Below are 15,023 nucleotides of genomic sequence, written 5' to 3' on the forward strand. Positions count from 1 at the left end.
TTACTGTGCTAACGGGTCAAAAAAGAAGTGCTCTGGGATCGCTTTGGTCGCGCTGGTGATATTTGGGTTGTCGAGATCGAGAATGACACGCTCACCCAAATTTGCCTGTTTCAATGCGGCTTTGATTTCGTTATCCGCAAAGAACATGGTTTCGTAAAGCCCCTCATTGTGGATATCGAGCATGATATTAAACAGATGCTCTTTGAGGGCATCATTGCCCTTACGCACAAACAGGAAGTACGGCATCTTGTAGCGAAGCATCACGTTGCTATCCACCTGCAGTGGCAGATGAGGGTGAGATTTCACCTCCGCCCAAGGCTCCATAACACCACGCATAAACGCATCACAGCGGTTACCTGCCACCAGCATGTCAAAGATGTTTGGGTATTTGAGCGATTTAGCAATCGATAGACCGTTCGCTTCCATAATGGCAGTATCTGGCCAGGTTTTGCCTGAACAAATTGATAAGCGTTGCAATTGTCCCACAGACTTTACCGACTCAAGCTGGTTCGCTCGTTCCTTACTTACTAGTCCAATACGCATCCCCAACATGCCACGATAGATAGGAAACGGAATGGCATCGAAGCGCTGCTCAAGCTCTTGACTGGTCGCCGTCCAAACTACGTCAAGTGTGCCATTTTCAAGATCGGCCAGTAGACGTGTGCCAGCGGGTTCGCCAGTTTTTGCGTAGATATAATCGATGGAAGAGTACTGCTCGGAGCGAGAAATGATCTCTTTAATCAAGGTTAGATGGAGTTTGTCATCATCTGGTTTACCGGCCACTTTGAGCGGTTGAGCTAAAGATGAGAAAGACAACACCCCACACAAAGTAGCCAAAAGCAACTTCTTCATGGTGCACCTAATATTCTGATACTAATAACCACTGCGACATCAAACGACGTCTCAGTACAACGGGGTATGCCTGAAAGAGTCAGGTTTGTAAGGGGAGGTGTAATCGCTATTTGCAGTCTTCGCCACAATACGCAATTTGTCGTTATTTTGGCGGGAATGTAACCGCTTAGTATTTTACAGTCAACGATTCGGTGAAACGCCGAATGAAGTTTAAATAGCCTTTATGACTAGATTCACAGCTTGTTATTGAGTAAAAATATTTCGCGAGTATTAATGTGCAAGATCAACGACTAAAACTTTATTTCATCGTGCTACAAATGCGAAGATATCCGTTTGAACAAAAGTTAACCACAAATTTCTAGAGGCCAGCTAGGTTAATAAAGCCTACACACCGAAGTCGCAGATTTATTAAGAACTTTCTGACGTTAGTAACCGCGTAAAAGTATTCACCGAAACACATTTTTACACTCGTTGCTGCAATCAAATTTCCTTTACTAAGGTCGTGTTGTTGGAAGTAACACAACCCTAAAGGAAAAAGTAATGACAACCACGTTTGAACCGAAGTTAAATACACAACTCGCGATCGGACTTTTGCTAACAAGACTGAGCATCGGCTTGGTCTTTCTTATGTGGGCATTAGACAAGGTACTGGTGCCGGAGCATGCCATAAAAGTGTTCGCTGGGTTTTATGGGCTCAATATCTCTAGTGGAATTTCTATCTTACTCGGTGCTTTGCAAATCGTTTTTGTACTAGCGTTCGTCGTCGGATATAAGAAAAATATCACTTACCTATCTGTTCTAGTTCTTCATGGCATTTCAACACTGATCTCTTTCCCTAAGTATCTAGAACCAATGAGTAATCTCCTTTTCTTTGCGGCTTGGCCTATGCTGGCGGCCTGTTACCTACTATATCCTTAAGGACTACGACCGCTTTACTCTGGGCAGCGAAAAAACAACGCTATCTAGTACTCCTGTATAAAGCGCACTAAACAAAGCTATATCTATAACGACATACTTTCACCAATACCATCGTTGTAAGATGGTATTGGTTCATCAATTGTCTTGCCTTTTTACATCCAGATACCTGTCACCGCTTAATCCATTTCCAATTCGTACAGTTTGCAACAGGCTATGAAACCCACTCCGTTTTTGTTGCAGCTACAACAAAAAGACCTTAGCATTAGTGGTACTACTTTAGTGATAGAAAAGAACTCATGCTTGAAGGTATTTTAATGGCATACAAAGATGACACGCTCGCGACGCCACTTCTCGACGAATCGACATTCTTCCTTATGGGGGTTGCCTATCGCCGTTTTCGAAATGAGGTACAGGAGCAACTTTTGAGTGCGCACGATATCACTACTGAGATGCAGAAAGCGCTAGAGATACTCAGCTACCATACGCACCTGCCACAACAGGTGTTAGCAGATAAGCTCATGCGAGAGCGCAGTACCATAAAGCGCATGGTCGATAACATGCTCAAACGCGAGCTTGTATCCATCATCCCGCATCCAACCAATCAAAAAGTAAAACTCATCCAACTCACGTCAAAAGGACGCGAAGTACATCAAAGTGGCAATACCATTGTTACTACTATTCAAAGTCAGTGGCTCAACACACTCGACGATAACCAAGAGGCGCAGCTCAAAAGCGCCCTTATTTCTCTTATAGAGAAAAACTAATACGGCATTTCGGGGCTTGACCAGCCCCTTTTTTTTGGTCAAATCTTCAAAAGGTAAAATGATGAAAAAGACTCTTGCAGTGGCTATGTTGCTACCTGCGAGCCAACTTTGTGCGCTCGAAATTCAGGATTATGTCTCGCTTAACGGCTTGGTTGGTGCCTACCAAACCAATGGAGGGCCACTCGTCGAAGGCTCGAAGGAGGGAAACCCCATAGAAGCTAAGGTGCGCGCAAATCTGACGGCAAACGTTCCTATTACGGAGAATTGGAGCGTCTTTGGCAGAATGGAGTACGATCTTAACTTCTTAGACTTGAAAGAAGGAACAGAGATAAAGAACGGCAAGCTTCGTAAACGCTATGAGTACGTGGGTGTCGAACACAGTTATCTCGGTACGCTTTGGTTTGGTAAAGATTGGGGAGCAAACTACTCTCACCTTCCAATCTTGAAGATGGCCTACTTAGGCTTTCAGGACGTTGCAGCGGCTCAAGCAACCTGGCGAAACAGCGATACACTTCTCTATAAAAACAGCTACGACAAATGGACCTTTGTTGCTTCGACGCAGCTCTCAGAATCAGAGCGAAGCTTTGATTACAGTGATGATGCTTTCACAACGGATGGCTCAGCATTCACCATCACCTATGGTGCTTCACCCTTCTTTGGTGACGGATTTGGAATCGGTTACTCCTATCACAACGCTGGCTTATACGGCTCAGGCGGACAGCTATACAAGGACAAAGGCGATGCAACGCATAACGTTGGCATGAGCTACCGCCAAGGTCAGTGGTATGTCGGCGCCACATTAACGCGCTCTAATCTAAATGAACACGGTAAAGCATCCAATCTAAATGATTACACCTATGACGTAGTGGGTGAATACACCTTTAACAGCAAGCTTAAATTCATCCTTCATCACGCTCAAGTCTACGGAAACTGGGGCGCAGAGAACGAACGCTTCGTTGGCTACGGCATTCATTACTATGTAACGCCGAAATTACTTGCCCTCTCAGAAGGACGTTTCTCTAACGGCGGAGACAGCGGCACGATTGGCGATACTCACGTCATTGGCCTCGAATATTTTTACTAACTCATCTGCGAAAAAGGAAACTAGAATGCTTAATCAGATCGTCCCAAGACTCATTGCTACGTCTGAAAATGGAAAGCTAGAGTTGATACTAAGAGTTATGGTGGGATTCATCATGACCTATCATGGATTCGGTAAAGTGCTAAACCCAGCAGGTCTCGTGCCATTTCTGGAGGCTAACGCCGTCCCTTTCCCACTATTAGGTGCCTATTTAGCCGCTTATACCGAGTTCCTAGGAGGACTGGCCCTAATGTTTGGTTTGGCAACTCGACTCGCTTCATTAGGTCTGCTGGTTTGTATGAGTGTCGCCATATATACATTAGGAGGTATCTCTGCGGGTCTTAACTCACTTCATGGTGGACTAGAATATCAGTGGACGCTTTTCTCTGTATTCTTGTATTTCACATTGGCTGGTGCTGGTAAATGCTCTCTAGACGCAGTCATAGAGAACAAATATATCTCAAATAACCGCCTCGCTTTTCGCTAAAATCCGTTCTCTTGTCTCGTCAATAAAAAGCCAGCGACACGTGCGCCGGCTTTCATGACTTTTCAGCTCACTTAGCTATTAGTTCGCTGCAAACTTATTATGTGACTTCTTCAACTGATAGAAAGTCGCTTGAACATAATCATCCGGGTCACCCGTGATATTTTGGTTGTAAACACCTGCTTTGAAGTACATGTATTTGCCGCCAACGTCGTAGCCACTCTCGCTCATGTCAACCACCTGAACCACGTCTGGTTTGCCTTCTCGCATCAGCGTGACCGTCATTTCGTTGCCGACAACCGCAATTCGGTAGCTGAACACTTCACCAAGAGCGATACCGTCACCATCTTTCGCTACACCCGTCATATCGCCGACAAGGTTGTAGTACTTGTCAGTGCCTTTAATGGTGTTTTCGTGCGCAAAGTAGACCGTACCTTTGTCTTGGTTTGGAAGTTTGCGGTAGTAGAGACGAATAGGCTCATCATCCTTGTCGTGGATCTGACCAATAATAAAGCGACCCACTTCGTTGAGTTCACCGGTTGTCGTGGTGTGGTCTATCTTCAGTGTCGCTTCAAGAACACCATCAACGCCGCCTGCGGCTTTTTGGTCCTCAATTGGTGCAGAGCTAAATACCCAGTTGTTCTTATTCACACCTTTGGTATCAACACTCTTATCACCTTGACGGAGCATCTCGCGCATCTCTGTACGAGCGAACTTAGTGTTCTTCGATGTACGTGCACCTTTAATGTAGGTCTTGAATACAAGGCCACCATCATCGGCCGTGTAAAAGAGTTCTGGGTGCTCGTAGCCGTTAGCAAGATCCCACTCATAAACATTATCTGGTTTACCATTTTTATCGTGGTCAAACGGCATGGAGATATACCAAGATGTCAGGTCAAAGTTCTCACCAGGCTTATTGCCCGCTTTTGGCGTGTCTGGCAACACAGGTTGTTGTAACGGTACGTCCCACTTACAGCTTGTTGCACACGGCAACGCGACAACGGCACCAAAGTTACCCTTGCGAAGATCTTTTCGCTTATCATCCACTTTCGCAGTCGCTTTTTTCTTCGCTTCTGCGGCTTTTTCTGCTGCAATCACCTCTTCGGTGATGATGTGATTGGTAGGACAGGAGTTAATGGCACAGTTCAACGCGGCAAACTCAGTCACACTGTTCCAGCTACTCTTTGAATTGCCTTTACCCACGTATCGAACATAACGCGCTTCGACCGGGTCGAAAGAAAAACGCTCATAACCGTTGACCGCACCAGAGCTTACGCCTCCTTCTAAGGCTTTGGTCCACGTCCTGCCATCAACACTCACTTCAATATCAAACAGCGTTGAACGAGCATTACCTTTGTGGAACGCCAGACGAACCGCATCAAACGTATTAACGCTGCCGTAATCGTAGGTGACGTTTTCACCGGCACCATTAGCGGACCAACGGGTCTTCAAATCATTATCAAACATGCGCTCAGGGCCGTTACCATCGTGGCTAGTCGCCTCAATAAGCACAGGTTTTAAAATATCGGCTCGTGGCAGTTCTTGGTCTGAACAAAAGTCCGTTTTACAGTTCACACCGACAAACTCAGTCACACTGTTCCAAGCACTGCTACTGTTACCTTTGCCGACGTAGCGAATATATCGTGCCGTCGTTTCTGTAAAATCAAAGCGCTCTAGGTTGAGCGATTTACCTGTGCTTTCGCCATCCGTCACTGCCTTGGTCCAAGTTGACCCATCTAGGCTGGTTTCGATATCAAACTTGGTCGTGCGCTTATCGCCTTTGTGGAATGACAGTTTTACCGCATCAAATGCCAAATTCTGACCATAGTCGAATGTCATCGACTCACCGACACCATTGGCGGACCAACGTGTTTTAGTGTTTCCATCAAGCACCATTTCCGGAGCATTTCCGTCATGGCTTGATGCCACCACTGAAACAGGGGCTGGCGTATTGATTGTCGTTGAATTTGCTGCGAATGCACTCCCGGTCATTGCAAGGACGATAGATGAAGCTAGTAGGGATTTGAGATAGTTTTTCTTCATGGTTCCATCACTTATGAGTTGTTCAACCACCCATAAAGCAAGATGTACTACCTAAGCTCTTGCTTACATAGGCTTACCTTTTGACACATTTATAATCTCATAATCTTGTATTACAAAATAAGCAGAAAAAACCTCAAATGAGAGAATCGTCGGATAATTGTGGTCTTTTGTGATGGCGGTTAGATTTTAGGCAGGATAAGAAATGGCTCTCCCTGTAGTGACAGAGAGAGCCCCTAGATTACTTGGTGTAGCGCTTCATGCTCATCGTATTGGCGTCAAGATGAGACATGAACTCTTTCGCCGCTTCCGCTGTCATGAAACTGTTCATCGAGGCATCGGCATCTTCAATGGTTTCCCAATGAACGACCACTAGCCATTCACCATTTTCACCATGTGCCGCTTCACGTGAAATGAAACCAGGCTGCTGAGAGACATGCTGCACTTCCACCGCTTTGTCGAGTGGGGCAAACTCTTCTACTGAAACACCTTCGTTAAGTTTAAATGTGGCGATTTCAATCACTTCCGCATTGGCTGAGACTGAAAACAACGACGCGGTGAGTAGTCCAAGCATTGTTATCTCTTTCATAAGACATCCTTTATACCAAAGCTCAAAATAGTTGAGCGAACTACTTAGGTATTGTCGAAGAGCGTTCTGTTGTCAATGTAAGTCCCGTCACATGGCCTTGTGACTTATTCTTGAGACGCTAAAAATAGAAAACCCGCCTTTAGCGAACTAGAGGCGGGTTGAAATATCCTAGAGGTTATCAGCTAGTAGCAGAAGTCTCTTTCTCTTCGGGTTGCGCTTTATCTTTAGGTTGACCTTTCTCGTTCTCGGCTTCTACCCACTTCATAAACACCTGATAACCCGCAGTGAGGAAAGCGGCGCCAATAAACATACCTAATATACCACCTGACATCATGCCCCCTATCGCGCCGATGAGCACCACTGGCATTGGGACACTTAATCCCCTCCCCAGCACCATAGGCTTAAGGATGTTATCGACCAAGCTCGCAGCAATGATCAATACGGAAAAAATCGCATTGTGAACCGTCGAGCCATCAGTGTTCGACCAAAGCATTGCAACGGCGACAATCGCGATGATAGTGACGGGAAGCTGGGTAATGGCAAACACTAAAGCGACGACAGTAAGTAAGGCAGCAGCTGGTACACCCGCTAAGGCAATGACGGCGCCAAATATGGTTGCGGTGAGAAAAGCAATCCCAATAACACCAACGGCCACCTGCCTGATGGTTGCTGTTGTTAAGTTGTGTAACTCTGGGCCTTTCTCTTCGTCGGCAAAGCTAGTGAAGATGCGGCGCATTGCCTTGGTCCCATCTTCTGCCCAAGCGAGCATAATACCTGCGATTATCACCGCGCCAATCAGTAAGAAGACACTGCTGGCGGCACCACTCGCTTTATCAACAAACCACGCCGAAGCATTCTTAAGCTGAGGTTGGCGCTTATCAACAAAGGTCGGAAGATCTCGCGCAGCTTCGCTCCACGCTAGGTAAGTATCCTCACCAATCAAAGGCCACTCTTTGACCTTTTGAGGCGGAGGCGGGACATGTAGCTCACCATCTTGATAATGCTGGTAAGTTTGCAGGGTTTTGACTGCCAGCGAGTTACCCACCAGTGCAACTGGTGTACCAAGCACCAGTACACCAACCAAGGCTATCACGGTTGAACTGCGTTTCGATGTCCAGTTGAACTTCCTTTCAAAGAACTTTCTTACTGGGAACAGAGCAATGGCTAATACCAACGCCCATAACAGAATCGGTAGAAATGGGGCAAATGCCCACCAACACATGATCACAATAAACACTATGGTCGAAAACCGAATCAACGACGCGGTAAACGCTTCCGATAGGGCTTTTTTGAGGTTGTCCTTTTCGTTACTCACTGGATACTCCATTTCTAGTGAAAGCATTAATGGCAAGCCAAGTTCTCTTCAATACCTTGCTTTATGACTCAACACTTTGGCTAACGTATTGATCCCATTAGGCTATATAGCGCAAGTTTGACTAACTTCAACTATAGTTCACCAAAGTGGGCTAGCAAGAAGATAGACAAAATAAAAGCCAGCAACTGTGCTGGCTTTTATAAGGTTATTTGAGTCTGGAGTTAACTAGCCGATAGCTCACACGGCTCATCCCCTCCTTTTCGGGTACGGTATAAGTGTGTACCAGCGAGCAGTATTAGCGCACCAATCACAACGAAGATACTTGCCCCATGCAAAGAGTCCGCAGTAATACTGACTAACATGACCAAGAAACCAAGCACCTGACACATGCGGCCAAGGTACGCGCCTTGCCTATAATCCACCGGCGCCTCTTCCTCTTTGCTTATCGGTGTTCCCAGATTGGTTTTGAGTTGATTCAGTTCACTCTTTCTCGAACCGACTGGGTTGCGATAGAACAGAGTGGTGAACATAAAGAATCCGCCGGTAATAAAGATATGCGCTAACATGGTCGAGGCCACTTGCAGATCTACCGTTTCACGGTGGGTAAAGCTTACCGCGTCAAACAACGGCAACAACCAATCCACTTGGAACACGAACTGCATGAATGCCGAGACACATAAGCCAACCGCAATTGTCGCCCATCCAGACCAATCTGGCGTCTTTAAAGTGACAAATGCGAGCAACGACGGAATTGAGATTGGCGTTTGAAGCAAAGCGCCAAACAACATCATAATGTCGAAGAAACTGTACTCTTTAACCGATGCGAATAGCAAAGCAGCAAACACACACAGCACACCGTTTACTAACGTCGCGACTTTGCCAACCGTCAGTTGCTGGCTCTCGGATGCTTGAGGATTAATGACCGACTGATAAACATTACGCACAAAAATACCCGCGTTCCGGTTAAGTGCCGTTGTCATTGGCGCTATCGTCGCTGCAATCATTGCAGCAAGCACTAGCCCCAGCATCCCAGTCGGGAGGTAGTGGTCGATGTAATAAACGTATGCCGCGTTATTAGCACTTTCCGCGAGTTTGGGATAATAGGCCATCAAATCCACGTTCATCGCCGCAGTAACCCAAGGCGGAATAAACCACATCACAGGCCCAATGATAAACAGCACACCTGTCACAAACGCTGCTTTTTTAGCTTCGCGCTCATTCGTCGTCACCAGAAAGCGATAACATGACAGCGCGTTGTTGGTGTTCATCGTCTGCTTCATCATCATGATCACGCACCACAACCAGAAAATCTGCCAGTAGCTGATGTCATGACCCATAAAACTATCTGTCGGATAGGCGTTAGCCAGTTCGATAGGACCGCCTATTTCAATCAGTGCAAACGCACCAACAGTCATGGTAATCGCCACTAGCAAGATAAGCTGAATAACATTCGTTGCCGACACCGTCCAAGAGCCGCCGCTAACCGCAATAAAGGTCACAAGTACGCCAACACCTATGATGGTGACCATCAAATCGATATTGAACACGGCTGACGCGAAGATCCCCAAGCCATTGAGCCAAATCGCTCCAGACAATATGGTCAAAGGGAATGAAATCCAGGTATATACTTGTTCTGAACTTCGACCGAAGCGAATCTTAATCACCTCCATCGCTGTTTCAACGCGCAGTTTTCGGTATCGCTCAGCAAAGTACCAAGCGGCGACAAAGAACCCAAGTGCGTTGCCCCAGAAAATAAACAGTACAGTAAGACCATCTTCGTAGGCTTTGGCGGCTGCCCCTGTGAATGTCCAGGCAGAAAATTGAGTCATAAAAGCCGTTGCACCCGCCATCCACCACATCATGGCACCGCCGCCTCGAATAAAGCCTGAAGAGTCAGTGGTAAACCGTTTGAACGCCAGTGCAGCAAAGAGCACAAACGCGAAGTAGCCAACAATAATTACACCATCAAGTGTCTCCATGATTCTCCTTACTTACAAACGCAAAAAGCCGGGCAATGCCCGGCTTGAATTAAAAACTGTTTTATAGCTTAGCGAATGAGCCAGTAAAGCTGACTGTCTCTTCTCCTAGGTTAACCTCGTGAAGTGAGTCTTGCTCTGCTTCTACTCGGTTGCTGATAGCGAAGCGATACGCATTGCCGGAAGTCGTCTTCACTTCAATAATGGTGGCATCGTCGTTGTCAGCAAGCGTTGCTACCGACTCAACCAAACCGCGTGCACCAACAGATGCTTCGAACTCTTCGTTGAAGTAACCGTGAGTTTCTAGCACAGATGCGAATACGTGGTTTTGACCAGACTGACGCAAGATAAGAGCCGGCTCGCTACGAAGGTTGAAATCTGGATCGTTCGCGCCAAGACGTGCGAAGAACACTTTTGAACCTTCAACTGCACTGGTCACTAAGCTGTAGTAGCTGTTGCCATGTAGCCAAGACACTAGTGAACTACCTTCAACATCGCCGCTACCTAGGTTCCAAAGGTGCTGATAACCGAAGTTTTCACCCATTGGACGTAGCGTAGACTCTGCGTTGTATTCAAAGTCGGTGCGAATGATCTGACCAGAGAAGTGTACTGGTAGGTCATAAGAGTGCTCTTTGTCTGCCTTGATACGGTAAACATCGATAACCAATGGCTTCTCGAATTCTTCAATATCAGCCAGTAGTACGGAACGCTGCATGTCAACGCCGTCGTAGTACTCGCTGATTTTACCACTCATACCTTGCAGTTTTACGTCATCCGCTTTAAAGAACTGCTTCGAGCCAAAGCGAGACTCAGCCGTTGCCGTGTCAAAGTTGTTTTGCGTTCTTTGGTCAACTGTGACTGTGTTGTGTGCAACCGTCTGCTTACAGTAAGACTTGTTCTCAGGAATGTAGCGACCACCAAATTTAGGCTCTACGTTTACCCAACGACCGAAACCATAGTCGTGCAAGACTTCTTGGCCGCGGTTAAAGACGCTGAGGTGAAGGCCATCATAATGACCGTGGTCAAGAGCAGAGTGATACTGGTGATCAGAGCCGTGTTGACCAAACCATAGAAGAGCCATCGTATCATCGTCTTGAGCATCACGATGGCGGAGAATAGTAAGTCCACCTTTCTCACCTTTAGGACCGTCAGTTACGTACAAGCTACCCCAGTTAAACGGTTTGATTTCATCCGCAGCATCCACTGCATCAGACAGAGTTTTACCTGCTGATTGAACCCAAACATCTTGTTGGTGGTTTGCCATGCTAAGTAGCGTTTCGCTTTGCTCATAGCGGTGGTAACACACGCTTGTCGCCATGATAACGCCTTCATCATTAATGCTGATGGTTTTCGACGAATCGTTGAGTGCTGGAAGCGTACCGTCTGGGAACGCTGTAGAGAATACCGCGTAAGACGTTGTCTTGATCACTGAGTCGTTGAACTCATAGATACCGATCTCTGGCTGACGACGTTCAATCGCTTCTGCGAACAGGTAGATTGGACGCAATGAGAAGCGGTGGTAGTAAGGACCTTCCATGTAGTAGCCATCTGGTGAGAACAGTTGGTCTAGCTGTGCTAGGAAACCGCCGCTTACTTTGTCTAGTTTCAGACCGTAAAGCGCTTTATCAACAGACTCTTGATCGTTGATCGCGTAGCCACAAATACCCACTGCAGCTACTGCCCACAGACCGTGGTTGTGTACGATGTCGAAGTCATGACCGTAAGTCACAACGAATAGATCGATCATCTGTTTGAATAGGTCTGTTTCGATGTGTTGCTTTTGCTCATCTGAAAGCGTGTGGAACACACAGCTGTATGCGCAAGATGCGTAAAGCATCCACATGTTTTCGTTCAGCGTTTGGTGGAAGATCTTACCCGGTGGGTTAGTATCACGGCTAACGTTGCTTTCCAGTGTTGGATAAACGTTCGCGTACGCTGTTAGCATCTCAACGATGTAGTCGCGGTACTTCGTTTCCTCAGTGATAAGGAACAAACGACCTGCTAAATCGATGTGGATGTAGTTTTGCTTGTGACGGTTATGCTCGTAACCGCCGCCTTCACCGTGGCCAGGGACTTCAATGCCCACTTCAGCCATGTAGTCATTCACTTGAGCAATATCACGCGCTAGTTTCTTACCTAGCAAGGTTTCCTTACCTAGATCTTTGCGCAGCTCCGCTGCTTCCTCAAAGTTCAATAGTAGTGGTTGATAGCTCATTTATAGTGTCTCCTGCTCAATCGCGAAACAGCCAACCCAAGAGTAGGTTTTGCCTGCGATCTCAGCATTGTTGGTTGTATCTTTAGTAACTTGTGGGTTGTTGCTCACCATTAGCGTAAAGCGAGAGGTTTCCGTCTCAATCTCTACTACTGACGCTTGCGCGTTGTGACCAACAACTTGAATATTTTTAACGCTGCCACGGGCACTGACTGATTGCTCAAACTCTTCGTTGAAGTAACCGTGTGTCTCGAGTACCGATGCGAATAGCGTGTCTTCACCCTTAGTGCGAAGGATAAAGCTTTGCTCACTACGTAGGTTAAAGCTTGGATCATTAGCGCCCGTGCGAGTGAAGATAACCTCGCCATTGTTATTCGAGCTGGTGCCTAGCCAAGTATAGTAGCTGTCTTCTTGTAGCCAGCTGACTAGCGCCGTCTCGTTTGCTTCGCCTTGTGCCACATTCCAAAGGTGACGATAGCCAAGCTCTTCGCTCAATACATTAAGCTCTTTATGTGCCTGGTATTCAAAATTGGTGCGGATCACCTGACCATCAAACTGATGCGAATAGTCGTACTGGTGTTCGCCTTCGCCTGTTAGGCGGAATAGATCGATGAGTAATGGCGCTTCAAGATCATCATGTTTAAACATGAACACGCTGCGCTGCTGCTGCACACCATCGTAGTGCTCATTAGCAAATGCACTCATACCAACGATCTGCTCGTTGTCTGCTGCAAAGAAGTGTGGCAGACCGTGTACGCTGTCAGCACGCTCTACGTCAAAGTAGTTCTGGCACGTTTCGTCAACCGTCACTGCGTTGTGAGCAATCGTCTGACGAGCATAAGTTTTGTTCTCGTCTAGGTAGCGTCCACCAAACTTAGGTTCAACGTTAACCCAGCGGCCAAAGCCGTATTCACGAAGCACTTCTTTACCTCGGTTAAAGTAAGAAATACCCAACGTATCAAAGTTGCCATGTCCCATACCGTGCTGACCATAGTTCATCACTAGCTGGAATACGTCTTTGTTTTTGTCTTGCACGCGCATAAAGCCTTGCGCGCCGCGGTCACCATTTGGTCCTTCGTTGAGCTCAACGCTTGGCCAGAATGGAAGACCCACATCCGTCGCTTTTTCAAACGCTTGTGATAGCTCCAGACCACAGCCGTGAACCCACACAGAGTCTTGGATCTTCGCCATACCAAGTAGGTTATCGTTGATACCATAGTGCTTCGCGTACTGACTTACTGCGACCTGTACACCCGCATCATTGATGCTCATAGTGCGAGATGCATCGTTAAGTGCTGGGAACTGACCATTCGGGTATGCCGTTGCAAGCATGGCTTCAACCGTATTACCAATCACACCATCTTTGTAATTGAAGATGTCGAGCTCTGGCATATGACGATGAAGTACCTCAGCAAACACACACAGTGGACGAATCGCATAGCGGTGGTAGTAAGGACCTTCAATGTAGTAACCCGACGGAGCGAACAGTTGAGTGATCTGCGCTAGGAAACCACCCGTGCCGTTGTTCTCAAGACCAAAAACTGATTTCTCTAGGAACTCACGACGGTTAACCGCTAGGCCACAAATACCAACGGCGGCTACTGCCCAAACACCGTGGTTATGAATACGATCGAAATCATGGCCGTATTTCACCGTGAACATATCCAGCATTGGGTTAAACAGACGGTCAACCACGTTTTGGCGCTCTTCTTCACTCATGGTTGCAGCAACGCATGAGTAAGCAAGGCTAGTAAACATTAGCCATACGTGTTCGTTTAGAATTTGGTGGAACAGACGCCCTGTTGGGTTGGTGTTCTTTTGAACATGAAAATCGAAGGTGAGATATAGGTCTGCGTACATTGCCAGTAAATCACGCACAAACTTAGCGTAGCGATCATCACCCGTGATAAGGAACATACGACCCGCTAGGTTCATGTAGGTATAGTTTTGCTTGTGGCGGTTGTGCTCGTAACCACCCGCTTCACCATGACCTGGTACTTCAAGAGGAAGCTTCATGAATGCTTCAACATCTTTGATGCTTTTTGCAATCGCTTTACCCATTAGAGTATCGCGGCCAACTTCTTTCTTCAGTTGTTCAATTTCGCTATCACTTAGCAAAATGGGTTGCACTAACGTAGACATTTTCACCCTCAATCTAAAAATTCCGTATCACCTGCACTATAAAGTAATACAATATGCCTTTTGATTACATTGAAAAGTGAAAGAAAACGGACTTTAGTCACATTTAATCGTTATGTCTTTGTAGAAAAGCTACTAATCAAGCCCATTTACTGCTAGATTAGCACCAATTAAAACGATGTTTCAAAAAAACAAACTCGATCAAGATCACAATAGCTTAAGCTTATTGTATTACAAATCTCTTGATTTGGTTATGATGTCGTCATCAAAGTATGTAAAAGTAGACAGTCACATCGTCTAGGAGTCAGTTAGTGCACAAGTTTTTCTCTGCTGATGAACACCCGTGGGAACAGGTAAGTCAAGGCATCAAACGCAAGGTAGTGGGTTTTACAGACGACCTAATGGCCGCACATCTTTGTTATGACAAAGGCGCAAGCGGCGTGATTCACAGGCATGAGATCCACGATCAGATTGTCTATGTTGTCAGTGGTCGTTTTGAAGCCATTGTGGATGGTGAACGACGTGAGCTCAAAGCAGGTGATGCTTTTATGGTTAAGAAACTACTCGACCATGGCACCAAGGCACTAGAACAAGACAGCGTTCTACTCGATATATTTTCTCCTTCACGTGAAGACTTACTCAGTTAATCACAC

General features: G+C 46.5%; 12 protein-coding genes. 5 read left to right on the plus strand and 7 right to left on the minus strand.

The genetic code is table 11. The features are described from left to right. Positions 1-852: an ABC transporter substrate-binding protein gene (locus LY387_RS19290; protein WP_234497465.1), complete on the minus strand. Its 852-nt coding sequence runs from the start codon at positions 850-852 to the stop codon at positions 1-3. A 540-nt stretch (positions 853-1,392) separates the two neighbouring features. On the opposite strand from LY387_RS19290, the gene LY387_RS19295 reads away from it, so the two are divergent. The 4 genes from LY387_RS19295 (at position 1,393) to LY387_RS19310 (ending at position 4,102) form a co-directional block, all read left to right on the plus strand. Beyond that, on the plus strand, positions 1,393-1,770 hold the full coding sequence (locus tag LY387_RS19295) for a hypothetical protein (protein WP_326492008.1): 378 nt from the start codon (positions 1,393-1,395) through the stop codon (positions 1,768-1,770). 314 nt (positions 1,771-2,084) lie between these two features. Then, complete coding sequence (locus tag LY387_RS19300) at positions 2,085-2,534, plus strand: MarR family winged helix-turn-helix transcriptional regulator (protein WP_234497466.1); 450 nt, start codon at positions 2,085-2,087, stop codon at positions 2,532-2,534. A 58-nt stretch (positions 2,535-2,592) separates the two neighbouring features. Next, positions 2,593-3,618 (plus strand): porin, encoded by a 1,026-nt coding sequence (locus LY387_RS19305; protein WP_234497467.1) that lies wholly within the window; start codon positions 2,593-2,595, stop codon positions 3,616-3,618. 25 nt (positions 3,619-3,643) lie between these two features. Beyond that, positions 3,644-4,102, plus strand: coding sequence for a DoxX family protein (locus tag LY387_RS19310; RefSeq protein WP_234497468.1), 459 nt, complete (start codon positions 3,644-3,646; stop codon positions 4,100-4,102). 78 nt (positions 4,103-4,180) lie between these two features. On the opposite strand, the gene LY387_RS19315 is transcribed toward LY387_RS19310, so the two are convergent. From LY387_RS19315 to LY387_RS19340, 6 genes are all read right to left on the minus strand, one after another. Then, positions 4,181-6,142, minus strand: a complete 1,962-nt coding sequence (locus LY387_RS19315) for a polysaccharide lyase family 7 protein (protein ID WP_234497470.1) — start codon at positions 6,140-6,142, stop codon at positions 4,181-4,183. 238 nt (positions 6,143-6,380) lie between these two features. Then, on the minus strand, positions 6,381-6,728 hold the full coding sequence (locus LY387_RS19320) for an antibiotic biosynthesis monooxygenase family protein (protein WP_234497471.1): 348 nt from the start codon (positions 6,726-6,728) through the stop codon (positions 6,381-6,383). A 178-nt stretch (positions 6,729-6,906) separates the two neighbouring features. Beyond that, positions 6,907-8,043 carry an AI-2E family transporter gene (locus LY387_RS19325; protein ID WP_234497473.1) on the minus strand — a complete coding sequence of 379 codons (1,137 nt, stop codon included), beginning with the start codon at positions 8,041-8,043 and terminating at the stop codon, positions 6,907-6,909. 221 nt (positions 8,044-8,264) lie between these two features. Next, on the minus strand, positions 8,265-10,022 hold the full coding sequence (locus tag LY387_RS19330; protein WP_234497474.1) for a sodium:solute symporter family transporter: 1,758 nt from the start codon (positions 10,020-10,022) through the stop codon (positions 8,265-8,267). 61 nt (positions 10,023-10,083) lie between these two features. Continuing rightward, positions 10,084-12,234 (minus strand): heparinase II/III domain-containing protein, encoded by a 2,151-nt coding sequence (locus LY387_RS19335; RefSeq protein ID WP_234497475.1) that lies wholly within the window; start codon positions 12,232-12,234, stop codon positions 10,084-10,086. Then, positions 12,235-14,373 (minus strand): heparinase II/III domain-containing protein, encoded by a 2,139-nt coding sequence (locus LY387_RS19340; protein ID WP_234497476.1) that lies wholly within the window; start codon positions 14,371-14,373, stop codon positions 12,235-12,237. Positions 14,374-14,681: 308 nt separating this feature from the next. On the opposite strand from LY387_RS19340, the gene LY387_RS19345 reads away from it, so the two are divergent. Beyond that, complete coding sequence (locus LY387_RS19345; RefSeq protein ID WP_042474713.1) at positions 14,682-15,017, plus strand: cupin domain-containing protein; 336 nt, start codon at positions 14,682-14,684, stop codon at positions 15,015-15,017. The last annotated feature ends 6 nt before the right edge of the window (positions 15,018-15,023 follow it).

The sequence above is a fragment of the Vibrio maritimus genome (genome assembly GCF_021441885.1).
Taxonomy (GTDB): domain Bacteria; phylum Pseudomonadota; class Gammaproteobacteria; order Enterobacterales; family Vibrionaceae; genus Vibrio; species Vibrio maritimus_B.